This window comes from Kitasatospora sp. NPDC056531, from assembly GCF_042794375.1.
Taxonomy (GTDB): domain Bacteria; phylum Actinomycetota; class Actinomycetes; order Streptomycetales; family Streptomycetaceae; genus Kitasatospora.
Genome location: NZ_JBHTTU010000032.1, coordinates 12,224 through 34,465, shown reverse-complemented (window position 1 = coordinate 34,465; position 22,242 = coordinate 12,224). Strand labels below are relative to the sequence as shown.

Genomic DNA, 22,242 nt, shown 5'->3' with positions numbered 1-22,242 from the left:
GCCCGCATCGGCGTCGGGCCGTTGCGACGAGCTTCCGGCCTGACCCAAGGTCAACCTCAACTGTGTTCCGGCTCACAGTGTGACGGCGGCCGCGAATGGTCGCGGACGTCGAAGCCGTCGGCGCGGAGCTGGGTGACGGCGGCGTTCGTGTACCGGGTGTTGAGGAGCACCAAAGCGTTGAGGACCAGGCCGAGCGCGCCGATCTGGTCCCCCATGCCGTCCTGGTAGTCCTGGTAGAGCTGCCCGGCCCGGCCGCCTCCCGCACCGACGCCACCAACCGGGCCGGCCGCATCTTCATCCCGGCAGTGTGGACGGGCCGGCCGCGCCGCGTAGAGCAGGCCGCGACCGGCCCGCCCCGGCCGCCGTGCTGCCGCTTCCGGGGACGGTGGTCGTGGTCGACGCCAGTGCCCATGGAAAGCGCCGAGGTCGACCCGCACTCGGTGGCCACCGTCTCCGGCCCTGGCGGCCTACGCGCGCGCAGGCCGCCAGGTCTCGCTCCGGGCTGCCAACCGGCCGTCTAAATCGGCAGGTTCGGCGCACCTGTGATCTGAAATGCCGTCGTTGCACGCTCGAAGCACAGGGGCGGGCGTCCGAATTGATCATCCTCGACTCGAACATCCTCAAGGGCATCTCGCTGCGAGGCCCTGACGCGGAGCTGCTGCGGGCGATCCGAGCCTCCGGGGCACGTTGAAGCCCCAGGCTGACACCAGTCAGGCCCGCAAACGCGGGCGAGGTCCGGCACCCAGGTGGGTACCGGACCTCGCCGACAGTGGAGCGCCAGGCCCGGGTTGCACGGACTCTCCCTACTGAAAGTAGGACGTGCTCTGGTAGCACCACTGACGCCCTACTCACAGGTCGCATAGGGCGACACAGGTTTTCGGCACGCACAGGCTCCACACCCGGCCACAGGTGTTCTGCTGGTTCAGCGCCCGTACGCCTTGCGGCAGATCTCGACCAGGCTCGGCGGCAGGCCGACCTTGCCGCTCTCCGCGCAGACGTCGACCGGCACCGCCGGCTGCGGGCCGGCGGGCGGCGGCTGCTCGGCGGGCCGCGCAGGCCGCGCGGGCCGGACCGGCGGCCGAGGGGACACGCCGGCCGGGGTCCGTGCAGGCCCCGGCCGGGACGGGACGGCTGGGACTGTCGGCCGTCCGGGCGGGTGCACAAGGGGCTCGTCGGCGGCCGCGCCATCGGGCTCCCGGTCCTGCTCCGGCGGCCGGCCGGACGGCTGGGCCGGGGAGGGCTCCGGGGCCCGGGCGGCGGAAGGACGGACGGGCGCGGCGCTCGGTGTCTCGACCAGGAGCTGGAGCACCGGGGCAGCGGCGAGCTCCACCCGCTCGGCGGCGGGCGCGGGCCGGGGCCGGTCCTCGGCCGTCGGCTCCACCGCGCCGCAGGACAGCACCCCTGCGACCGCCACCACCGCGCACCGACGCGCGGCCCGGCCGGTCAGCAGGGCGACGGCCCGTGATCGCGCGGTGGGTCGGCCGGCGGCGGCGTGCCCGGCGAGCACCCAGCACGCGCGGGCGTTGATGATCGCCGGCCGAACAGCGCCGGCGCCGGTGAAGGCCCACGCCGCAGCCGTCCGCTCGTAGAGGTCGGCGGCACCCCGGTGGTCCCCGGCGCGGTGGGCCAGATAGGCCCGGACCTCCTGAACGGCCGGAGCGCCGAAGTGGTCGGCACCCTCGGTGTCCAGCACCGCCTGATGCAGCTCGGCAGCGAGCCGTCCGGCCTCGGCGAGCTCACCGCCGACAGCCGCCTCCCTGATCCGGCGCCAGGCCGTGGAGCGTTCGGGCGAGAGCACCCCCGTGTCGGTACCGATCAGACACAACGGCACCGACACGGCCGTAGCGGGTCCTTCCGTACGAGCCATCCGGACCACCTCCCTTCACGGATCAACGATGGCAGGGCAGAGCGCCGCGAGGCCGCAGCGCCACGGGTGTTCACCGGCCGCGACCCGGTACCCCGCAGGATCTCGGACGGCTGCCGGCCCGGGCTGTCTCCACGCCGGGCCCCACCAGAAGGGGCGGTGACGTCGCGGGCCCGGTGAAGGGCTCCCGGCCCAAGGACGCGTTCGACCCGGCGCCGTCGGAGGTTCTCGCCAGCCGAGAACACGGCCTGGCGGGCCGGAACTGGGCCACCTGCTACACCTACGAGTGGATCAGCCGGCCCGGGGTCTACCGCCTGACCGGGAACGTGCACCGGGCGACGGCGCATGCCAGCCGGTGAACGATGTCGGAGAGCCGGGTGCGGGAGAACTGCATGCCCGGTTTGAAGCGGCGGGGACTGGAAGGCGGGGACTGGAAACGGAGCGGCAGCCACCGCGCCAGTCCCCGCCCCTACTCAGTCGTTCTGGTAGAAGCCGAACATGTCGACGATCAAGTCGCTGGTACCGCCGGCCGCGTTCCAGAAATCGATGATGCCATTGGCACCCGTCGGCGCCTGGACCAGGTTGGGAACCGTCCCGCCGGCCGTCCAGTTCAGCGAGGACACCGACGGCGGCGACAGCTTCGAGGCGTAGTTCCCCTGGTAGGCGGCCAGTGTGTTCGGGTCGGGGGCGACGCTCAGGTGACCGTCCGACGTGGTGTCGGTCATCGTCGCGTTCAGCGCGAACGCGGTGATGTCGGGCTGGCCCGACGACACCGGCATGTAGACGTAGTTCCAGGGGTTGACCGGGCCGTACTGCCACTTGGTGGTGTCACGGGTGTCCAGCAGGCGCGTCGGCTCGACCGGCAGATAGGCGCTCTTGCCGGTGGGGCTGTAGTAGCCCACCACGTCCACGATCACGTCCGACGAACCCCAGGCCGCGTTCAGCACCCGGACCGTACCGTCCGGACCGACCGGAACCACCACCGAGTTGGCGACCGTCTGCCCGTCCGTGAAGTTCAGGTTCGACGCGTTCGGCGCCTGCTGGCCACCCGGGTACACCGTCAGGTGACCGGCGGAACCCGGGTTGGTCACGGTCACGTTCAGCGCCACCGCCGTGATGCCCGAGGCGGGCAGCTGACCGCCCGCCGCACCGGCGATCTGCACCGGCAGCGACTGCCCGGAGCCGACCGGCGACTGCGGCGCACCCGTGCCGTAGCGGGTGTCCACCAGACGCGAGGGCGACAGCGGCGTGTACCCGGCGGCCGACGACCGCACGAAGTACCCGGTGATGTCCACCACCAGGTCCAGCGGAGCACCGTAGTTCCCCAGATCCACGTACCCACCGGCCCCGACCGGAGCCACCACCATGTTCGGAACCGTCTGCCCCGCCACGTAGTTGACGTTCGACGTGGTCGGCACCGAGGACGAGCCGTCCGCGTACACCGTCACGTGCCCGGCACCGGTGGTGTCCGTCACCGTGACGTTCAGCACCGCGGCCGTCGCACCCGCCGGAATGCCGTTCGCACCCGCCACCTGCACCCGGGTCGTCGAGTACCCCCCGAGCTTCGGCGTCCCACTGCCGTCCCTGCTGTCCAGCAGACGCGTCGGACCGAACGCCACGTACTCCGAACCGGCCGTCACCGCGGTGAGGGAGTTCGACACCGAGTAGCCCGCCCGGTCGGTCGCGGTGACGACGATCGGGTACGAGCCGAGCTTCGCGTACGAGTGGGACAGCGCAGCGGGGTTGGTCGCCGCGGCGTTCGCGTCGCTGGAGGAACCGTCCCCCCAGTCGACGTGCACGCTCAGCGCACCGCTGGCGGAGGTCACGTCGGCGCTCAGCGAGACACCGAACGCGCTGGTGTGCTTACCGGTCACCGCCACCGTCAGGTCGGGGGCGTACTCGATGGCGCCCCGGTCGGTGTAGGGCGTGGTCCCGTAGAAGTCCGAGCCGAGCTCGCCGGGGGCGGCCGGGTTGGCCGAGCCGATCGCGGCCGAGCCGGGCTGCGGCCGGGCGTCCACGTCGACCGAGGTGTTCGGGCGGAAGAGCACCGAGGTGGGCGCCTTGGTCTCGGTCAGGTCGTGCGCGCCCTGCGAGGTCGCCGCCTTGAAGCCGTCCAGGGTCGGGTACGTGGTGCCCGCCCAGCTGTAGGGCGCGGTGGCGTCGGTACCGTGGACGTAGAAGTCGTTGTAGTCGGCCGTCACCGTGGTCGAGTCGGCCGACACGGTCACGTCCGGCGCCCAGCCCTGGCTGTTCGACGTGCACTGGGACTGGTAGCCGCCCAGCACCTGGTCGGTGGTCGGGTTGGCGTCCTCCAGGACGTTGTTCTCCAGATTGACGGCTGAGGACCCGCCCTCGATGTCGATCGCGGCCTTGCAGCCGCGCTGGACGGTGTCACCCGCGACGTTCAGGCCCTTCACCCCGGTCGCGACGATGCCGCCACCGGCGAGGACGTCGCCGGCGAGCGTGACGGTGCCTGCTCCCGACGCGACCGAGACCGCGGTGGTGTTGCCGCCCTGGGAACCCGTGTCGAGGTACGACCGGGTGATCGCCACCCCGCTGGATGCGCCGTCGATGGTGACGGTGCTCGTGGTGTTCTTGGTGTACGCGCTCAGGTAGCTGGAGTCCAGCGTGACCCCCGAGGAGCCGACCACCTCGACGGCAGGCGTCAGGTCGTTCGAATACAGCATCAGGTTGCTGACCGTCACGTTGGAGACGTGGTCGAAGATCAGAGCGGGTCCGGCCCCGCCGTTGACCCACGCCTGGTCGCCGATGCCGACGATCGAGATCCCCGAGGTCTTGACGGTCACCGACTCCCAGTCCGAACTCCCGAGGGAACCCTGGAGGTCGATGGTGTCGCCCGGCTGCGCGGCGTTCACCGCGTCCTGGAGCAGGCAGAAGGGAGCGTTCTGCGCGCCGGTGCCCGTGTCGGCGGCACACTTTCCGTTGAACACGTAGGCGTAGATGGTCTTTCCGGTGGCCGGCGTCGCTGCGGACGTCCGTGTGCCGGAGAGCGCCGGCCGCGCGCTCGAGAACGTCGGCCGCGCTCCGGAGAGCGCCGGCTTCTGCCCCCGGACCGACTTGCTCGCGGGGCTGGAGAAGGCATCGAAGCCCGCGCCCCCGATGCCCGGCAGCTGAGCCGTGGTCACGGGGTGGGCGGAGGTGGAACCGTTCGCCGGCCCGGCCGCATGGGCCAGACCTGGAACGAGCGCTATACCGGCCGCGAGAACCGCGGCCGACGCGACAAGACGGCGGTGAAACACCGACCCTCCAGTTCGGATTATGTGACGATCTGACGAAAGCTGGGACAGGCTACAGAACGTCGCCTGCCGAGTGGAAAGCCTTATGGGCGCGGAGGGGCCTCGCGGCGCTCGAGACGGCCGGGGCGCAGAACCGGGCGGACTCCCACCGCCGGAAGGGGCACCCCGAGACGGGCTGTCGTGGGGGATTTGTAGCCTGGCCGCCTCATCTCCTGCTTTGCCTCACGTACCTGACAGAGGGGCCGGTGTCCTAAGGATCAGGACGACCTGCGCCCGGCGTCCTGAACGCCATGGTCGGCGACCGCGACCAGGCGGGGTCGGCTCGTCTCGGACGATCCGGCGGGTCGTGCGCGCTCTGGCGCATGACGCCCGGGGGTGGGCCGGATCACCGAGCTGCGCGGCAAGCGGTCCCAGGGCACCGCGCACACCACCGCGGCCAAGCCCGCCGAGGGCGAGGCCGAGGCCCGGGCAGACACTGTTCGCCGCTGGTGCGGATGACCAGGTCAGGGTCGGGCCGGCCGGCGGTGTAGAGATGCGGCGCTATGTCGTCGACGGTCAGGGTGTCGGCGACATCGGTCAGTGACTCACCGGCTTCGGCCCGCGTGTACATCAGCTCGCGCAGGGCGTCGACGACCTCCTGTCGGCCTCCGTAACCAACGGCGAGGGTGACGTGGGCTCCGGCCGTGCAGGTGCGGGTAGCCCCCGTTGTCTCCGCACCGCTCGCCGGCCGGATGGTCTTCGAGCGCATCGTGCTCTGCTCTCGCTGTACGAGTCCGCAGGACGTGCTCGATCCGGTTGTTCGCAAGGACCTCTTCGCCGCCGCCGTTGCTCAGTTGATCCTCTTCCAGCGGCCGAACACGGTCGAGCGTCGATGGATCTCGACGGGAGGTGTCACGGGTTGTCCGGTGTGTCGCTGCCAGTAGGAGATGACCTGGGCAGCGTCCTCGTCGAAGGTCGTGCTCGCCATCGACGTGCTGTTCGAGCAAGGCGCGGTGAGGCGGCTCAGCCGGCCGGAGGTGTCGCTGATCACCACCTTGCTGATGACCGAGCCCTGTATGTGGGATGTCTCCACATAGAGGTGATCGATCTGCTCCCAGGTCCAGGACTTCCGGAAGATTCCCACCCGGCGGATTCGTATGCCGCCGGGGCTCAGCTCTGTGTAGTCACCGCCGAAGACGAAATAGCAGAGAGCCAGGAGGGGGGCGATGCACCATGAACAGATCTGGATGATCTGCCGGTTGCCGTTCATGTCCGACGGGATCAGCGGCGCCAGCACTGCCAGTACGGCGAACATCGCCGCCGGCACCAGGATGCCCCGGCGCTGCCGCGCGGACATCGAGAAGCGCACGGCACCATTGGAGTCGGCGGGCTCCGGAGATGAAGGAAGGTCCATGACGTCAGTACACCACCAGCACCACCAGCCCCAGTCACGGCCCCTGACGTGCGCTCATGAGCCGCTTGGGATATCGGTTTTCCGGTAACGGACAGCCACGGGTCCAGGTCCGGTTGGACAACGGCTTCGTCCTCGACGGGTGCGCCAGGGCATCCTTCACTCCACGGTGACGGCCGACATCCTGATGCGGCGGCGGGCCCGGCCCATCCCGGCCCCCGGCTCGCCTCGCCCTGTCGGACATCTTCGAACCCCCTGCCAAGGCATCCCCGCCCCGGCCACTCACCACGGCCACACCCCGCCCGACGGCCTTCTCCTCGAGGCCGTCGAACGCATCCACCACCTCGCCCAGCCCCAACACGCCGCAGCCGGGTCCGCCGCGGCCCTGGAGAACATCCAGACAGGCCCTGCACCGGCCCGGGACGACGAGCGCACCGCCGACCGGCACACCGACGCCGGCCACAAGACCGCCTCCGGTGCGAGTGGACGGGCCGAGTGCTCAGTCCGTGACACCCTCCAGCGGAAGGCGGTCTCGGTAGTCCGATTCCGCCCGGCCGGCCACGTGGAATAGGAGTGAAAGGGCCAGGCGGGCACCTCATCCGTTCAGGCCAGCTGGTTGACGACGGCCCGGCCGGCGCGCTGCAGTGCCTCGTCGTCCTCGATGCCTTCGAAGAAACCGCCGCTTCGGCGGGCGAGGGCGAGTTCGGCGTGGATCCGGGGAAGGGCGTGCGCGGCGGCGGGGCCCATCCGCTGCAGGCAGTCCAGGACATGGCCGGCGGTCGAGACGTTCTCCTCCCACCCTTCCAGCAGCACGGGCAGGACGACCTCGGCCTCGGCCCGGCCGCCGATGTCGTAGATCGCGGCGGCGGCGTGCGTGCGGGTCCGGACGTGGCCGGCTTCGAGCATCTGCCGCAGGCGGGGCAGTGCCTCGGCCGCCGGCGCTCCGATCCGGCCGAGGACGTCGGCGGCGTCGCGGTCCTTGTCGGTGTCGAGCAGGGCGGTCAGCCGCGGCACGGCATCGGCAGGGTCGCTCTCGATGTGCCACAGGGCCTTGGCCGCTGCGAAGCGCACGTTCGGGTCGTCGGCGTCGGCGAGCGCCCGGACCGTCTCCAGCGCGGATGCGGCGCCGCTGCCGATGGAGCTGAGCGCGTGGAGGGCCACGGCGGCGGTGCGCCACTGCTCCTGCTCGACGGCGGTGGTGAGGGCCGTGGTGAGTGCGGGGACGGCCGCCGGGTCGCCGAGCCGGTTGAGGGCGGCCATCAGCGCCGTGGCGGATCCCCAGGGCCAGGAGAAGTCTGCGTCGGCCAGACGCCGGGTCAACCTCGGCAGCAGTTCCCCGGCGGCCTGCGGGAGGTGGCCGGCGACCTGCAGGGCACGCCAGTCGTCGGTGCCGGTGTCGAGCGCCGTCAGCAGGCCTGGCAGGGCCCGCTCGTCGCCGAGGCCGGCCAGCGTCGTGACCGCCTGCTGGTGGGCCCGGCGCAGCAGCGGGTGCCGTGCGGCCCAGACGTTGGGGCCGTGGGTGGTGCGGTGCGCTTCGACGAGGGCGGCAAGGGCTTCGCGTGCGGGTTCGGCGAGGGCGGCGGGGAGCTTGCCGAGGGTTTCGGCGGCTTCGGCGGCGGTGTACGGGTCGCCCGGGAGCAGGCAGCCGGCGAGCTGGAGGACGAGGCCGGTGTGGTTGCCGCGCCAGGAGCGGATCAGGTCCCAGGTCATGGCGATGGCGTCGTAGCGGGTGGCCGCATCGGGGCTGCGGAGTTGGGCGGTGAGCAGGGCGGTGCGCTCGGGCAGCCGCGCGTCCAGTACCCGGTGGAGCGTGGTCAGCAGGTCGGTGGTGGGGGCATGGACGCGGCCGTGGCGGTCGAGGTCGGCGAAGACGGCGGCGATCTGCGGAGGGACGTTCTGGTCCGGTGCCGGCTTGGCGGAGGTGTCCGCGCAGGCGCACTGCCCGCAGTCCGCCGGTCCGGCCTCGTCCTCGGGCTCGGGTTCCGGTGCCGGTTCGGGGGTGAGCTGCTGGAGCAGGCCGGTCGCCGTCGGGACGAGGCCGGCGTCGATCGACTCCGGTGTGCAGGCGGCCCGGTGGACGAGGGCGGCGAGCCGGATGTCGGCGTCCAGGGCGGCAAGCCAGGTCGTCACCGGGCCGAGCGCGGCCGGCAGTCGCCGGGCCAGTGTCGCGGCCGCCTTGATGACCAGCAGCCGCTCCACGGTGCCGCTCTCGGCCGCCAGCCGCTCGCGCAGCAGCGCGAACGCCCGGTCGGCGTCGTCGAGGAACAGCCCCAGGGCTGGGACGGCGGCCTGCCGCACCTGCGGGTCCGGGTCCGCCGCGTGCCGGACGAAGTCCTCGACGCGCTCACGCATCTGAGGCACGACATCCGCATGGGGCCTCGACTCGTGGCCGGACGGACTGTAGTAGACGCCGTCGGGGTCGCAGTCCAGCGCCGCGCCGCCGATGCTGAGCACGAGGCGGATGACAGCCGCGCGGTCGGGCGCCTGCGGATCGTCGGCGAGCGCGAACAGGAACGGCAGGCTCGCTGCCGTGCACGAGTAGACGCCGCCCTGGTGGTGGGCCGAGTTGTAGAAGCTGCTGAAGGCCCTCTCCCGGACGTCGGGGTCGGGCGAGGCCATCTGCTCCAGCCACAGCGGGACTTCGTCGGCCGGGCCGTAGGCGTGGCCCATCGACGACCAGTCGACGCGGTCGAGGCCCTCAAGATTGTTGATCACGGGTTGCACGATGACACGGGGCACTGACACCGCCACCAGGGCACAGTCGGTCGCTGGTCATCGTCCTGAGTGCCCGACCGGCGTGGGTCCGTGCACGCCGCAGGTCAGTCGGACGCGGGCCGCAGATTGTTCAGGAGCAGGCCGAGGGCGAACTCGAAGCGGTCGTGTCCGGTGCCGGAGATCAGCTCGGCGGCATGGCGTCGGGTCTGCGGGAACTTCTCAGCAGGCAGTGCGGTGAAGCGGTCCAACAGCTCCTCGTGGCTGAGCACCCATTCCTGATCCTGGTGCCGGCGGCGTTGCCGGACCAGTGACTGCTCCAGTGCGTAGGCGCTGACGTAGAGGGACAGCGCGTCGCGGGCCCATCCGGCCGTCATCGGTTCGATGCCGCCCGCGAGCAGGATCGCCAGGATTCCTTCGCCGACCCGCAGGGTTTCCAGGTTGGTCGGCACCATGGCCAGCGCGGCGCGCGAGACCCCGGGGTATTCCAGGTACAGGTCGCGGATCTGTGTGTACACCCCGACCAGCTGCTCGCGCCAGACGGCCGGATCCGGTTCGGGGAGAACGACCTCGGAGCAGAGCCTGCCGATCAGCAGGTCGTCGATGTCGTCCTTGTTGACGATGTGTGCGTACAGCGACGACGGACCGGTGCCGAGTACGGCGGCGACCCGGCGGATGGTCAGCGCGTCGTACCCCTCGGTGGCGACGACCTGCAGGGCTGCGTCGGTGATCCGTTCGACGGTGATCGGCTTCTTGCGCGGCGTCGGCGAGGCGACCGCCGCTGCGGGTTGGGCGTGGCGAGCTGCGCGGCGCTGGCGGGGATCGGCGGGCATGCCGACCACTATAGCTTGACGCGATCTAAGTTCGTTAAGTAGAACTTAGATCGATAGAACGAACTAAGTTCGTATCGATGTTCCGGAGGTGTGCGATGCGAGTTTCCGTCGTCGGAGCCGGCCTGGGAGGTCTGGCACTCGCGCAGGGTCTGCGTGGTGCCGGGATCGAGGCCGACGTGTTCGAGCGTGACCCGGGGATCGCCGCCCGGTTCCAGGGCTACCGGCTCGTGCTGAACCCGATCGGTTTCCGCGCGGTGCGCGACTGCCTGCCGACTCGCTGGCACGCGCTGCTGGACGAGATCGTCATGGACGCCTCCGCCGAGCAGCTGATCCTGGACCCGCAGCTGAACGAGATCGGCCGGCTCGGCGCGGGCCGGACCGGCATCGTGGTCGACCGGCAGGTGCTGCGACACCTGTTGCTGACCGGCCTCACCGTGCACACCGATGCCGCGCTGACCGGCTACGACGTGCTGGCCGACGGCAAGGTCCGAGCCCGGTTCGCCCGCCGCGACCCGGCCACCGCAGACCTGCTCGTCGGCGCGGACGGCGTCACCTCCGCGGTCCGCGGGGTGCTGTCGCCGCAGACCACCCCGACCGACACCGGCGTCCGGTTCGTCATCGGCCGCACCCCGCTGACCGACGAGTTCGCCGGTCTGTCCAAGGCCTACGGCTCGAAGATCACGGGCGACGGCGTCAGCCTGCTGCTCGGCGCGATGCGCTTCCGCACCCCGCCGAAGCAGGCCGCCGAGCAACTGGCCCCCGACGTCACGCTGCCCGACATCGTTGACTACGTGCGCTGGGCCATGATCCTGCCGCCGAACGGCTCGCTGCGAGACCTGACCGCGCAGGACGCCGTGCTGTCCAGGATGGAAGGCTGGCACCCGCAGCTGCGCGCGCTGATCGAGCAGGCCGACCCGGACAACAGCACGCTGCTGTCCATCCGGGTGGTCAAGCCCGGTGAGCGCTGGGCATCCGGCCCGGTCACGCTGCTCGGCGACGCGATCCACGCCACCTCCCCGACCGGCGGCAACGGCGCGAACACCGCGCTGCGCGACGCCGACCTGCTGCGCCGCTGCCTGATCGAGGCCGATGAAGGCCGCCAGGGCCTGCTCGGTTCGGTCGACGACTACGAGCGGAAGATGTTCGAGTACGGCGCCGAGGCCGTGCGCAGCAGTCTCGACAAGCTGCCCGCCTTCGCCCCTGGAGCGAAGCTGTCCTGAGGCCGGAACCCGCCGTGCGCGATCGACCGATGAGGCCCCGGTCCGGGCCGCCGTGCGGGCCGCCGTGTCCGCGCCGGTGCCTCTGAAGCACCTGCGGTGGGAGCCCGCCGAGGCGGCCCGGGAACTGCTGATGCGCCTGGCGGTCGACACCTCCGGGATCAAGCCGACGGCCCCCGGCGACCCCGCCGCCCGCGGCGGGAAGGTCTTCGGCAGCCAGAAGCGCCCGTTGTGGCTGACCACGCATCTTCACGTCGAGACCGGCGGTCCGCTGAAGGACACGCTGCTGCTGGCCTGGCCTCCCTATCAGAGGCCGGGCCCAGCCCGACGGCCTCTCACGTCCGGCGGATGCCCGAGGGTCGACTGGACCGGTGGACCTGGCCGACCCGCCGGGTCAGGCTGACGCCCGATGCCGAAGGGCGGGTGCTGGCGGTCGCGCTGCACGAAGGTGCGCAGTCTCAAAAAACATGCAGCTTTGCGGCAGCTGTGAGCTGTGGGTTTGCAGATCGGCTGAGGCGCCGATTCTGGGTCGATCACGGCATGGTCGCTGAGCGGCGGTGCTTTGGTGCAGGTAGTCGAAGTGCGCTCGTGGTTTTGCGAGTTGGTTGAGACGTTTGGCAGATCGATTGAGAATCCCTGGCTGGGCGGCCCGGGACGGGCCCGCCCGTGGTACACGCTTGATGCGGTGCGAGGTGCTGATCGGGCTGCTGGGGCCGTGGCTGCTCGCGGTGCTCGGCGCCGGCTACGACGCCATCGCTCAAGGGACGGGGACGAACCAGCTGCGCCGACGAGCCTGTCCCCATCGGCCCCGTGCCGAGGAAGGGCTCGCCCTGCCGGTCACCGCAGGCGGTCCAGCCGGGCGACCGTGTGCAGCAGGTGCCGGGCGTGCCCGGGGCGGACGTACATCCCCCCGACCGGTATCCCCCTGGCCGGTGCCGACCTGCCCGGAGGCCCGTCGGGGCCGCACCCCGTGAGGGCGGCGCCGCCGAGGACGGCCAGGGTCAGGGCGAGTGCGGCGCGCTTGCGGGCGGTGAACATCACGAGTGGCTCCGGAGGGTCGGCGTTTCCGCCAGCCTTCCGGGGGCAGCATGAGGTTTCCGTGAGGGCCGCCTCCGCTCTGGGGCCTGCGGGCACCCGGTAGCCGGGGGTTTTGAGGGTGCGCTCCAGTGCGGCGGTGCGTGCGGCGTCGTCGCGCAGCGCGGTCTCGGCGAGCACGCGCAGGGACGCGGCGGGGGGTGCGCAGGTCGTGGGCGGCGTCGGTGAGGAAGGCCTCCTGCTGTTGGAGTGCGGTCAGCGCGGGTCGGATGGCGCGGCCGGAGAGCAGGTGGCCCGCGACGGCCGACAGGGACAGCAGGACGGTGCAGCCGGCGACGAGCAGGGCGGTCAGATCTCGGTGCGCGGCCTGGTCCGCGGCCAGGTCGCCGGCCACCACGATCGCACCGCCGGGGCCTCGGCCGCCGGGCCTGGTGAAGAGCTCGGCGACGAGGCGTAGCGGATGCCCGTCGCTGCCGCGTACGTCGGTCAGGACGGTGGCCTCCTCCTGCATCGACGCGGAGGTGCTGGACCGCGCCCACCGGGAGTCGGACGTCTTCGGCTCCTCCAGTGTCCTGTCCCAACCGGACTGCCGGAACTGGCCGTCGGGCCCGCTGAAGCCCCACCGGGTCAAGGCCGACGGCCTGCCGCCGGTCCTGGTGGTGAGCACCACCGGCGACGCGGCGACCCCGCACGAGGACGCGAAGAGCCTCGCCTCGCAACTGCCCGGCGGGATGCTGCTCACCTACCGGGGCCTGGGCCACACCGCCTACGGGCGCAGCGACACGTGCGTCACCGATGCCGTGGACGCCTACCTCGGCGAGCTCAAACCGGTGCAGCCCGGGGCGAGTTGCTGAGCGCCGGTCCATTCCGGAGCGGCCGAAGCGGCCGCCGCGACCGACCGAGGCCCCCGGGTCCTGGCCGCCTCATCAAAACCTCATGATCGCTGCGGAAGACTCACCTGCCGTGGCGCGCGAGCCCGTCCCCCCGGGGGTCGCGCGCCGCTTCCGCCCCGGCCGCCGCGCGTGGAGGGCCCGGCAGGACGCTCCTCCCCGGTGGGCCGTCCCCGGAGCGGTCCGTCATGTGTCCTCCGCAGCCCTCCGAGAGAGCCCAGATGTCCGTACACCGAGCCGACCCGCAGCCGCCCGCGGTCTTCCAGCCGCTGACCGCCGACGACCCTTGCGAGGTGGGCGGCTACCGGCTGTTCGCGCGGCTGGGGGCCGGCGGCATGGGACGGGTCTACCTCTCGTACACCCGCGGCGGTCGGCCGGTGGCCCTCAAGGTGGTCCGGCCGGAGCTCGTGGAGGACCCCGAATTCCGGCAGCGGTTCGCGCGGGAGGTCGCCAGCGCGCGCCTGATCCACGGGCTCTACACCGCCCAGGTCGTCGACGCCGGCGTGGACGACACCGTGCCCTGGCTCGCCGTCGCCTATGTCCCCGGGCCCTCGCTCCACCAGGTGGTCCGGCGCGACGGACCGCTCGCCGAACAGACCGTCCTGCTCCTGATCGCCGGCGTCGCCGAGGCCCTCCAGGCGATCCACGCCGCCGGCGTCGTCCATCGCGACCTCAAGCCCGCCAACGTCCTGCTCGCCGCCGACGGCCCGCGGGTGATCGACTTCGGCATCGCCCGCGCCGCCGACGACGTCGCCCTCACCGACACCGGTCTGCGGATCGGCTCCCCCGGGTTCATGGCACCGGAGCAGGCCCGGGGCCGGCCGGCCACGCCCGCCACCGACCTGTTCGCCCTCGGCGCCCTGGCCGCCTACGCCGCTGGCGGCGCGCCCGCCTTCGGGGACGGTTCGGGCCCCGGCGCCCTGTACCGCGTGATCCACGAGGAGGCCGACCTGACCCTGGTGCCCGACTCCCTGCGCGCCCTCATCGCCCGGTGCCTCGCGAAGCGGCCCGAGGACCGCCCGACCGCCGCCCAGGTGATCGAGGCCGTCCACGCCCACCCGGCGCTCCTCGGGGAGCTCCGCTTCACCGGCGGCTGGCTGCCCCCGCGGGTGCGCGCCGAGATCGCACAGCGCAGCAACCTCCCGCAGACCCCCTCCGAGGCGCAGACGGTCCGCATCCCCTGGCCCCCACCGCAGGGCAGCACGGTGACGGAACCCGCCGCGACCATGCTGGACCCCGGCCCGCCGGTCCCCGAAGCCGCCCCGGTCCCGGCCGACGAGGACCGCGCGGTCAGCGGCGCCTTCCGCCGTGGTTCCCGTCGCCGGACGGCTCTGATCGCCGCCGTCGCGCTCCTCCTCGGTGCGGCCGGCACCTTCCTCCTTCTCCACGAACCGGACCGGGGCCTGCCAGCCGCCGACGGCACGACGTCGACCGCCGCCGAACCGGAAGCCCCGTCCGCCTCCCCGCCGGCCGCCGCTGCCGACTACTCCGCCGTGTACACCGGCACCACCCTCGTCTCGCCCGACAACAGCCACGAGTTCGACCTCAAGGAGGGAAAGGTCGTCCCGGTGGACACGGCGTCCTGGTTCCTCACCCGGACCTCGGACGAGTTCGTCCTCGCCGACGCCAACGACGCCTACGTCGGCCCGAACGACCGGCTGGGAACCGCCGACTGCCTCGAAGGCCTGGCCAACGGGCCCGCCACCCGACTCGACTTCCCCACCATCACCGGCCGGGCCTTCTGCGTCCGCGGGGACGACGGGCGCGACCTGGCCATCGTCCGGCTGCTCTCAGCCGCCCGGGGAGGCGGGCCGGTCAAGGTGTCGGTCGACTACTACCGCCGCAGCCGCTGACGCCCGGGCCAGGGCCTTGCTGTGCTCCGTCCGGATGGCCCGGCCCTGCTGCGCCCGGCGTCGGGCGGCCTGTGCCGGTGGCGGGCAGGCGCGGGCCGGTCGCTGTCTCCTGGTGGCGGTTGGTGGGGCCGCAGGGTTGTCGCGCCGTCTGTCGCGTCCTGCTGTCGCGAGCGGCGCCGTCGCGTGTTGTGATGTGCGGGGATGGGCTGGATCCCCGTGTGTGGCCGGGGCGTGACAGCGCCGGGTGACAGCCTCCCGTGTTGAGGTCGGCGGCAGCTTCTCCGCGCTGCACTCGGCGGGGGAGGTCGCCGTGTGCCCTGGTCGCCGGCTCGACCGCCGGCCACCGCGTCTACCCCGGCCACTCCCGCGCCGGGTACCCGTCGGTGGCCCTGGTGGTCACCGACGCCGGACCCACCGGCTTGGCCAACCGGTAGCAGGCCGTCGCGGACCTGTCCGCCGACTGCTGGCGGGGCTCATGGTGGACCGTCCCCTCCCACCCGGGCGAGGACGGCTGGCGGGTCTGCGACGACGCTGTGCCCATCGTCGCGACCACGCTGGAGCTCCTCGCTGAGCACGGCCCGCTCGGGCCGGCGTGGTGGCGGTTCGGCCGCCCCGGACAGCACTCCCTGACCGAGGCGCTGGAGAACCCGAACAACCGCGCCGCCTACGACCGGCGCCAGGCCGCCCGGGAGGACGAGCAGCACAAGGCCCACCAGGAGCTGATGGACTCCCTGGCCTGCATCGACTGCGGCGACGTCCCCGAGGAGGAGAGCACCTGGGAGTACGGCCTCCACGGCAACCACAAGCGGACCCGCCGTCCCGGTGGCCGCTGCTGGTCCTGCCACCAGGAGCGGATGGAGCGGCTGGAGCGGGAGGCGGAGGAGCAGCTGGTGGCCGCCGGTGCGGCGAACGCCGCGCTGCGCCCGTGCTGGACGTGCCGGGGCTCGATCGGCGGGAAGGCGGGCTCACCGCTGGACGGATGGCATGAGAAGTAGTGGGATTTTCCGCAGTTTGGATGAGAGCTCTGTATGTGCCGGGGCCTGGACGACGTCCTCCACGCTGCCCACGCCCTGACCATCCGCCACCGCGAACTCGCAGAGCGGATACTCGCAGCCCACCCCGCCCAGCAGACCGCGCCCGGCGATGCCGCCCGGGAGGCCACCATTTCGCCTCGGGGAGAAAAGCGGCCCGATCCTGCCGCCGCTCAGAGCCCCGTCGAGGCGGCACCCGCCGGCCTGCGAAAATCTGGCAGCATACGCACCTGCCGGCATGTCAGCTCCCGTCCATGTCGATCCGATACCCGAGCCCCCTGCGCCCCGGTGACCGCGTCGCTGTCACCTCGCCCTCCAGCGGCGTCGCCCCGGACATGCAGGAGCGGCTCAAAGTGGCGATTCGTGCGGTGGAGGCGCGTGGCTACGAGGTAGTGGTCGGCGCGTGCATGGACGGCTCCGGACACCTCAGTGCCCCCGCGGCGGAGCGCGCGGCCGAGCTGACCGCGATGCTGACCGACCCGGCGATCAAGGCCGTGGTGCCGCCGTGGGGCGGAGAGACCGCCATCGACCTGCTGCCGCTGCTCGACTGGGCCGGGCTGCGCGCGGCCGAGCCGACGTGGCTGGTGGGCTTCTCCGACATGTCGACCGTCCTCACCCCGCTGACCCTGCTGACGGGCCGGGCCACCGTGCACGGCAACAACCTGATGGACACCCCGTACCGGGTGCCCGAGGGCCTGCTCTCCTGGCTCGACCTGGTCACTCTGCCGACTGGCAGCCGGGTCGCCCAGACCTCGCCGGGCCGGTACCGGGCAAGCGGCTGGGCTGACTACCGGACGTCCCCGGAAGTGGACGAGTACCCGCTGGACGGGATAGGCGGCTGGACCAGGCTGGACGACGACGGTGACGTCGAGGTCGAGGGCCGCCTCATCGGCGGCTGCATCGAGACGCTGTGCAATGTCGCGGGCACCCCGTACGGCGACGTCTCGGCCTTCGCCCGCGCCGAGGCCCCCGAGGGTCTGCTGGTCTACGTCGAGGCAGCGGGCGACGACGCATTCACCATCTGGCGCAACCTGCACGGCATGCGGCTGGCCGGCTTCTTCGACGCTGCGAACGCCGTCCTGGTCGGCCGCACCTCCGCCCGGGACACCAGCTCGCTCACCCAGCAGCAGGCCGTGCTCGACGCTCTCGGTCCGCTGGGCGTCCCGATCATCGCCGACGTCGAGTGCGGGCACGTGCCGCCGTACCTGCCTCTGGTGAACGGTGCACGGGCCCGCGTCATGCACAGCACGCAGTGTCAGGAGCTGATCCAGATCCTGGACTGACCCGGCAGGCCGGTCGGTGGGATGCGGCGGCTGCCCGGCCTGGGCCCCGTGCTGACGGCAAGCTCGGCGGGCAGCGGGCCGCACTTCTGGAGGCCCTGTCCACCGCCTAGGCGGTTCGGATGGCCTGGTCGCAGCGTGGGCAGGTCCGGCTGCGCAGTTCGGGTGGCCACCAGTGTTGGCCGGGTTCGGTCGGCTGCCACGAATTCCTGACCATCTCGGCGGTGTCGAGGCCACAGGCGGTGACGGGGCCGGGGCTGCTCGGCAGGTCCGGATCGGACGTGGCCGCGTGTACGACCACCAGGTCGGGCGAGCCGGGGTTCTCCAGGACGACGATCACGTTCACCGTTCCAGCCTCGGCGTACCGCGGCCGTGACGCACCTGCTCGTACGGCCGACCGGCCGGATCGATCGCAGGTCACGAGCGTCCGCGACGCCACGGTCGACGTGGTCGGTCACGTTGTGTCCGCAACAGGTTTGCTGATGTACCTCTGAGGCACTGCTCCGTTTGAGGTACCGCTCCGTTGCTCGTGCTGTTCGGTGGGGCAGGATGGAGCCATGAGCGTAGTCAAGACTGTTCCCGCCGAGCAGCGTGAGGTGCTGGAGCAGCGCTTCGCCCATCGTGCGCACGCCGTCGAAAGCTCCGACGGTTTCGAGTGGTTCGAACTGCTCCGCCCGGTCGAGGGTACCGACAACTACCTCGTCTACACGCGCTGGCGCGACGAGGAGTCCTTCCAGGCCTGGATGGAGGGCCCCATGAAGTCGGCCCACCAGGACGGTGGTGAGGGCGAGGCTCCCAAGCGCCCCGCCGCCTCCGGCTCCACCCTCTGGTCCTTCGACGTCGTCCAGTCGGCCGGTCCCAAGAACGCCTAAGTCACTCCCGCTGCTGCTCCCTTTCGTGCTTCGGGCCCTTCCTCTGACGGGGCAGGGCCCGAAGTGTTTCTCAGCTGCCCGCGATGATTGAGAGGTGCGCGGCGGCAGACTTGGACAGACTGTCGAGGAGGGCTTGGCCCTTCTCCGCCGTTCCGAGGGAAGGCTGTCCGATGATGCCGGTCCTCGTGTAGCCGGCCATGCCGAGCGTGAGCAGGTGCGGGCGCTCGGGGGCTGAGTGGTCGTCCTGGTCGATGCCCTCGCGGATGAGCTCCGGAGCGCCGTGGAGGAGGAGCGAAACCTCAAGTTCGCCGCCGTGCATGTCCTCGGCACTGCTGCTCTCCAAGCCTGCTGCCTCGCGGGCCCGGTGCCAGTCCTCGCGTACGGGGAAGAGGGCGACTCCTGGGCCAGAGGTGTTGGCCTCCTGCACGACGTTCGAGAGGACGTAGTTACCGCCGTGGCCGTTCACGATGAGCAGGCCTGAAACGCCGGATGCCTGGAGCGACTTCCAGATGTCGTTGACGACGGCGTAGAGCGTGGCAGCGCTGATGCTGACGGTGCCCGGCATGTGGGCGTGCTCGTGCGAGCAGGACACCGTGATGGGCGGCAGGAGGAACAGGTCGTAGTCGGTGGCGATCCGCTGGGCGATCAGGCTTGCGACGATGGTGTCAGTCGTGAGCGGCAGATGATCGCCGTGCTGCTCGAAGCTGCCGACTGGCAGTACGGCGATCTTGGCGCCGCGTCGGCGTTCGTCTGCGGAGGTGGCGGCCGTGATCAGTGCATCCATTGCCCCACCCTCTCTCATGAGCTTGTCGAAGGTCGAGAGGGAGTCGTGCCGCTCATCAGCTTCAAGCGGCTGGTGAACACGGCTACTTCGGGTACAGCCCTCCACCGCTGGAGGGCGTTGCCTGCTGCGGACAGTTCGGACATGGCCCGGGCGGACTCGGTGTCGATGGCGATCGACAGCGCCCGGTCAGCCGCGGCGGCCGCCTGCTCCGGTTCACCGGACACCGCGTAGGCGCGCGCCAGCCGTGAGAGGTACACGCCCTGGTCGTTGCGGTAGATCGGCGGCAGGATTTGAAGCTCGGCCTCGAACATGTCGACGGCCGTTCGCGGATCGCCGAGTTCGATCAGACAGTTCGCGCGCTGCATCTCGATGTAGGTCGGTGTGCAGTACGCGAGATCAAGCGCATCGTCTGCGTGCGAGTCGTCCGGTTCGGCGGCGAGTTCGTGGGCCTCGTCGAACTTGGCTTGCGCGAAGCGAGGGTTGCCCATGAGCGCGTGGCCCTGGGCCTCCTGCTGGGCGGCCAGAGCACGGATGCGCAGGGTGGCGCTGGCCGACCGCTGAGCAGCGCGGGCAAGGCTGACGGCCTTTTGTGCGCTGCGCTGAGCGGTGGCCTGGTTGCTCTTCCGAAAGAGCACGTAGGCCGCCATGACGTCATCCCCGGCCTCCTGCGCCCACTCCATGGCGCGGTCCGACCAGTACAGGGCCTGGCCGAAGTCCCCGAGATCCTGGTTCAACCAGCCCAAGAACTCCGCTGTGCGGGCGCCGATGGTGAGGAGCTCGTCTCGTGCGCGGCCGCCGGCGTTCTGCTGGAGGCGGTCGAGCAACTGGACGTGCCGTGTCACCGCGTCGAGCGCGTGGCGAGAACCGAGCAGGTTGGCAGCCTTGTAGTGACCGGGCATGACGCCGCGCAGATGGCTGACGAAGAACTCGGGGTCGATCGGCGCGCTGAGGCTCTGCCTACCGGCGGACGGCTCGGGTGCCCGGTGCCGGAGCTGTGGGGCTGCTGCTTCCTGCTCCCATTCCCGGGAGGCCAACCCGAGCATGCGCCCTGGGATGTGCAGCCCGTCTGCGATTCGCTCGATGAGATCGATCTTCTCGATCTTGGGCTTTCCCGCCATGACCTCGCCGACCCGGCTTGGTGTCATGTCGCAGGCCCGAGCGATGAGCGAGGGGTAGATCCCGGCCAGCTTGAGCAGGCGGAACACGGTGGCGAAGTCTCGTCTTCGGCAGGCGGTGATCATCTCCGGGTTGGACAGCAGGCTCGGCGGGAGCCGGTCCGGAACGCGTGCCTCGGTCACCACTGCCCCCGCTGTTGATCGGCAGCCACTGCAAGGAAGTTGATTACCTGTGAGTTTACCCACAGTGGGTAATCAGCTTGGGTGCGAAGTCCACATTCCCTCTCGGCAACCTGGTGTCAAGGGCCGGAACGTCCAGTTCGGCCCTCCCTTTGGGCACCGGGAGGGTGGTGCACTTGATCAGCTTGGAAGAACCCCGGGGCGTTGCTGAGTCGCCTGAATCGGACGGCGCGATAGTCGCGTTCGAGGCGACGCTCACCCGCCACCGAAAGTCCGCCGGAGTGGCCCGGCTTCACCTTCGTGACTTCTTTGCAGGCGTGCCCGGCGGGGATGCCCTCGTGGATGAGGCTCAGGTCGTGCTCGACGAGCTGGTGACCAACGCCGTGGCGCACGCCCGGGTGCCGCAGGGGCGGCGAATCGGTGTCCGCTTCGAGATGGTGCTCGATCACCTCCGCTTGGAGGTGCGCGACGCGAGTAGCGAGAAGCCCGCGATCCGGCGGTCCATGGGTGTGGATGCCGAGTCGGGGCGGGGGTTGTGCCTGGTGGAGGCCTTGTCCGTGGAGTGGGGCTTCATGCCTCGCCCGGAGGGCATCGGGAAGATCGTTTGGGCGCTGGTGGGCCCGGGAGGTGGTGCGGCGTGAACAAGCGGGTGTCTGGGTCGGCGGCGACTCGATGCTTCTACTGCGGGGCGGGGCTACTGAAGGCGGCGACCCGATACATCGTCGTCAACGGTCGGACGGTCGGTGTCCACAGCCGGCACCCGCGCCGTGCGGGGGAGGTGTCGGCGTGAGGACTGTTCCCGTGGCTGCGAGCTTCGGCGCTCGTCCGCGTCCGGCCGATCGGTTTCCGCACATTGCCATCAGCCTGGGGCGGTGGCGGGTCGATGAGGCGTACTGGGCCGTGCAGCGGGTTCGTGCCGGGAGGCCCTTGGCGGAGATGGACCACAGCGAGTTGCTGTCCACAGCTGAGAGCGCTCTGAGGCATGTGGAGTCGCCGGAATCGCTGCTGGAGGCAGTGGAGTGCGCGATCCCCGTCGATCGGCCGGAGACGCTGGCGCAGGTGATCGCGCCGATCCGCGCCTACCTGAAGTGGACGTTGGATGCGGACACGCCGTTCGCGGGCTCGGCGGCGTTCGTCGGCGAGGTAGCCCGGTTCGGTCGGCCCTCGGTGCGGGTGCGGGTGGAACTGGAAGTCGTGGAACGAAAGCAGAGTGGGTCGGTGCTCTGGCGCCGGGCGTGGAGGAAGGAGAAGTCATGACCGGCATCATGCGCACGGCCTCGTTGAACGTGCCGTACCCGTTTCCGGTGATCGTGGAAGTCCGAGATGTGGCGGTGCCCGCGCGGTTCAGCAAGCTCCCGGATGCGATGGCCGCGCTCCTGAAAACGCTCGATGCTCTTCCGCTCGGCCCGGACCAGCAGGGGTACTTCGCCGAACTGTTCGGGCCGTCGGAGGTGCAGTCGATCGGCCACCGACTCGCGACGCACGGGGAGGTGCGGGCCCTGGCTTTCCTAGACCTGACCCCGACCGTGGTCCGCCTGTACCCCGCTGGCCCCGGGGCACCCCAGTGATCCGACACCTGGGGATCTGGTGGGACCGGGCCTGGACCTGGTGGCTGCTGGACGGCCAGTTCTCCTGGCCGGTGCGGGCTGTCTCGCTGGGGCGCCGAGCCGCACACCGCGACGTGATGGCGTGGTGCGACGAACCCGGTTTCGCCGACGACCAGCGATCGCAGCTGATGCGGCGCATCTGGCGCGAGGAGACCGGAGTTGATGACCCGCTGATCGGCCTGAGCGAGGCGGAGCTGTTCCGGCGGATCTTCGGCTGTGAGGAGTCGACGCAGGAGCGCACCTGACCTGATCAGGGACAACTGAAGACGTGCCGGACCACCCCATGACCTTGGCGGGGAAGGGGTGGTCCGGTGGGTTGGAA

General features: G+C 71.2%; 22 protein-coding genes and 2 pseudogenes. 13 read left to right on the top strand and 11 right to left on the bottom strand.

Features of this window, described 5'->3' with window-relative positions; genetic code table 11:
- Positions 1-98 precede the first annotated feature (98 nt).
- Together ACFQ87_RS24940 and ACFQ87_RS24935 are read right to left on the bottom strand one after the other, a co-directional pair.
- Positions 99-254 (bottom strand): annotated as a pseudogene (locus ACFQ87_RS24940) (Tn3 family transposase); the annotation flags it as partial.
- Positions 255-922: 668 nt separating this feature from the next.
- On the bottom strand, positions 923-1,837 hold the full coding sequence (locus ACFQ87_RS24935; protein WP_380613018.1) for a hypothetical protein: 915 nt from the start codon (positions 1,835-1,837) through the stop codon (positions 923-925).
- Positions 1,838-2,040: 203 nt separating this feature from the next.
- Between ACFQ87_RS24935 and ACFQ87_RS24930 the strand changes: the two genes are divergently transcribed.
- Positions 2,041-2,223 carry a hypothetical protein gene (locus ACFQ87_RS24930; RefSeq protein ID WP_380613017.1) on the top strand — a complete coding sequence of 61 codons (183 nt, stop codon included), beginning with the start codon at positions 2,041-2,043 and terminating at the stop codon, positions 2,221-2,223.
- A 114-nt stretch (positions 2,224-2,337) separates the two neighbouring features.
- On the opposite strand, the gene ACFQ87_RS24925 is transcribed toward ACFQ87_RS24930, so the two are convergent.
- Positions 2,338-5,010, bottom strand: coding sequence for a hypothetical protein (locus tag ACFQ87_RS24925; protein ID WP_380613016.1), 2,673 nt, complete (start codon positions 5,008-5,010; stop codon positions 2,338-2,340).
- A 486-nt stretch (positions 5,011-5,496) separates the two neighbouring features.
- Between ACFQ87_RS24925 and ACFQ87_RS24920 the strand changes: the two genes are divergently transcribed.
- On the top strand, positions 5,497-5,619 hold the full coding sequence (locus tag ACFQ87_RS24920; protein ID WP_380613065.1) for a hypothetical protein: 123 nt from the start codon (positions 5,497-5,499) through the stop codon (positions 5,617-5,619).
- On the opposite strand, the pseudogene ACFQ87_RS24915 reads toward ACFQ87_RS24920, so the two are convergent.
- The 4 genes and pseudogenes from ACFQ87_RS24915 to ACFQ87_RS24900 all read right to left on the bottom strand — a co-directional run.
- Positions 5,585-5,800, bottom strand: a pseudogene (locus tag ACFQ87_RS24915) (undecaprenyl diphosphate synthase family protein); the annotation flags it as partial. The gene ACFQ87_RS24920 and the pseudogene ACFQ87_RS24915 sit on opposite strands and share 35 nt — an antisense overlap.
- A gap of 150 nt (positions 5,801-5,950) precedes the next feature.
- Positions 5,951-6,469, bottom strand: a complete 519-nt coding sequence (locus tag ACFQ87_RS24910) for a hypothetical protein (protein ID WP_380613015.1) — start codon at positions 6,467-6,469, stop codon at positions 5,951-5,953.
- A 645-nt stretch (positions 6,470-7,114) separates the two neighbouring features.
- Positions 7,115-9,226: a HEAT repeat domain-containing protein gene (locus ACFQ87_RS24905; protein WP_380613014.1), complete on the bottom strand. Its 2,112-nt coding sequence runs from the start codon at positions 9,224-9,226 to the stop codon at positions 7,115-7,117.
- Positions 9,227-9,330: 104 nt separating this feature from the next.
- Positions 9,331-10,056, bottom strand: coding sequence for a TetR/AcrR family transcriptional regulator (locus ACFQ87_RS24900; RefSeq protein WP_380613013.1), 726 nt, complete (start codon positions 10,054-10,056; stop codon positions 9,331-9,333).
- Positions 10,057-10,151: 95 nt separating this feature from the next.
- Between ACFQ87_RS24900 and ACFQ87_RS24895 the strand changes: the two genes are divergently transcribed.
- Entirely contained in the window at positions 10,152-11,276 is a 1,125-nt protein-coding gene (locus tag ACFQ87_RS24895) for an FAD-dependent oxidoreductase (protein WP_380613012.1), read from the top strand.
- An 834-nt stretch (positions 11,277-12,110) separates the two neighbouring features.
- Here ACFQ87_RS24895 and ACFQ87_RS24890 read toward each other — a convergent pair.
- Complete coding sequence (locus tag ACFQ87_RS24890; RefSeq protein WP_380613011.1) at positions 12,111-12,488, bottom strand: hypothetical protein; 378 nt, start codon at positions 12,486-12,488, stop codon at positions 12,111-12,113.
- 31 nt (positions 12,489-12,519) lie between these two features.
- Here ACFQ87_RS24890 and ACFQ87_RS24885 point away from each other — a divergent pair, with 31 nt between their 5' ends.
- From ACFQ87_RS24885 to ACFQ87_RS24865, 5 genes are all read left to right on the top strand, one after another.
- A complete protein-coding gene (locus tag ACFQ87_RS24885; RefSeq protein ID WP_380613010.1) occupies positions 12,520-12,765 on the top strand; it encodes a hypothetical protein in 246 nt (81 codons plus the stop codon).
- 37 nt (positions 12,766-12,802) lie between these two features.
- A complete protein-coding gene (locus ACFQ87_RS24880; RefSeq protein WP_380613009.1) occupies positions 12,803-13,162 on the top strand; it encodes an alpha/beta hydrolase in 360 nt (119 codons plus the stop codon).
- Between the two features lie 257 nt (positions 13,163-13,419).
- A complete protein-coding gene (locus tag ACFQ87_RS24875; RefSeq protein WP_380613008.1) occupies positions 13,420-15,051 on the top strand; it encodes a serine/threonine-protein kinase in 1,632 nt (543 codons plus the stop codon).
- A 533-nt stretch (positions 15,052-15,584) separates the two neighbouring features.
- The gene (locus ACFQ87_RS24870; RefSeq protein ID WP_380613007.1) at positions 15,585-16,046 is read left to right on the top strand and encodes a hypothetical protein; all 462 of its coding nucleotides are present in this window, start codon (positions 15,585-15,587) and stop codon (positions 16,044-16,046) included.
- Between the two features lie 290 nt (positions 16,047-16,336).
- Positions 16,337-17,365 (top strand): S66 peptidase family protein, encoded by a 1,029-nt coding sequence (locus ACFQ87_RS24865; RefSeq protein ID WP_380613006.1) that lies wholly within the window; start codon positions 16,337-16,339, stop codon positions 17,363-17,365.
- 106 nt (positions 17,366-17,471) lie between these two features.
- Here the strand turns inward: ACFQ87_RS24865 and ACFQ87_RS24860 are convergent, their stop codons facing one another.
- On the bottom strand, positions 17,472-17,708 hold the full coding sequence (locus ACFQ87_RS24860) for a hypothetical protein (RefSeq protein ID WP_380613005.1): 237 nt from the start codon (positions 17,706-17,708) through the stop codon (positions 17,472-17,474).
- Positions 17,709-17,919: 211 nt separating this feature from the next.
- On the opposite strand from ACFQ87_RS24860, the gene ACFQ87_RS24855 reads away from it, so the two are divergent.
- Positions 17,920-18,234: an antibiotic biosynthesis monooxygenase family protein gene (locus ACFQ87_RS24855; RefSeq protein WP_380613004.1), complete on the top strand. Its 315-nt coding sequence runs from the start codon at positions 17,920-17,922 to the stop codon at positions 18,232-18,234.
- A gap of 70 nt (positions 18,235-18,304) precedes the next feature.
- On the opposite strand, the gene ACFQ87_RS24850 is transcribed toward ACFQ87_RS24855, so the two are convergent.
- Positions 18,305-19,018 (bottom strand): creatininase family protein, encoded by a 714-nt coding sequence (locus tag ACFQ87_RS24850; RefSeq protein WP_380613003.1) that lies wholly within the window; start codon positions 19,016-19,018, stop codon positions 18,305-18,307.
- Between the two features lie 14 nt (positions 19,019-19,032).
- Complete coding sequence (locus ACFQ87_RS24845) at positions 19,033-20,316, bottom strand: hypothetical protein (protein ID WP_380613002.1); 1,284 nt, start codon at positions 20,314-20,316, stop codon at positions 19,033-19,035.
- Between the two features lie 173 nt (positions 20,317-20,489).
- Here ACFQ87_RS24845 and ACFQ87_RS24840 point away from each other — a divergent pair, with 173 nt between their 5' ends.
- From ACFQ87_RS24840 to ACFQ87_RS24825, 4 genes are all read left to right on the top strand, one after another.
- Complete coding sequence (locus tag ACFQ87_RS24840; protein ID WP_380613001.1) at positions 20,490-20,954, top strand: ATP-binding protein; 465 nt, start codon at positions 20,490-20,492, stop codon at positions 20,952-20,954.
- Positions 20,955-21,114: 160 nt separating this feature from the next.
- Positions 21,115-21,570 (top strand): hypothetical protein, encoded by a 456-nt coding sequence (locus ACFQ87_RS24835; RefSeq protein WP_380613000.1) that lies wholly within the window; start codon positions 21,115-21,117, stop codon positions 21,568-21,570.
- Positions 21,567-21,881, top strand: coding sequence for a hypothetical protein (locus ACFQ87_RS24830; RefSeq protein WP_380612999.1), 315 nt, complete (start codon positions 21,567-21,569; stop codon positions 21,879-21,881). Before ACFQ87_RS24835 ends, ACFQ87_RS24830 begins: the two co-directional genes overlap by 4 nt.
- Positions 21,878-22,165, top strand: a complete 288-nt coding sequence (locus ACFQ87_RS24825) for a hypothetical protein (RefSeq protein WP_380612998.1) — start codon at positions 21,878-21,880, stop codon at positions 22,163-22,165. The genes ACFQ87_RS24830 and ACFQ87_RS24825 overlap by 4 nt, the downstream gene beginning before the upstream one ends.
- The last annotated feature ends 77 nt before the right edge of the window (positions 22,166-22,242 follow it).

Coding starts and splice junctions, on each gene's coding strand:
- ACFQ87_RS24900 (WP_380613013.1), bottom strand. CDS start 10,056: ATGCCCGCCGATCCCCGCCAGCGCCGCGCAGCTCGCCACGCCCAACCC.
- ACFQ87_RS24895 (WP_380613012.1), top strand. CDS start 10,152: ATGCGAGTTTCCGTCGTCGGAGCCGGCCTGGGAGGTCTGGCACTCGCG.
- ACFQ87_RS24875 (WP_380613008.1), top strand. CDS start 13,420: ATGTCCGTACACCGAGCCGACCCGCAGCCGCCCGCGGTCTTCCAGCCG.
- ACFQ87_RS24865 (WP_380613006.1), top strand. CDS start 16,337: ATGTCGATCCGATACCCGAGCCCCCTGCGCCCCGGTGACCGCGTCGCT.
- ACFQ87_RS24855 (WP_380613004.1), top strand. CDS start 17,920: ATGAGCGTAGTCAAGACTGTTCCCGCCGAGCAGCGTGAGGTGCTGGAG.
- ACFQ87_RS24850 (WP_380613003.1), bottom strand. CDS start 19,018: ATGGATGCACTGATCACGGCCGCCACCTCCGCAGACGAACGCCGACGC.
- ACFQ87_RS24830 (WP_380612999.1), top strand. CDS start 21,567: ATGACCGGCATCATGCGCACGGCCTCGTTGAACGTGCCGTACCCGTTT.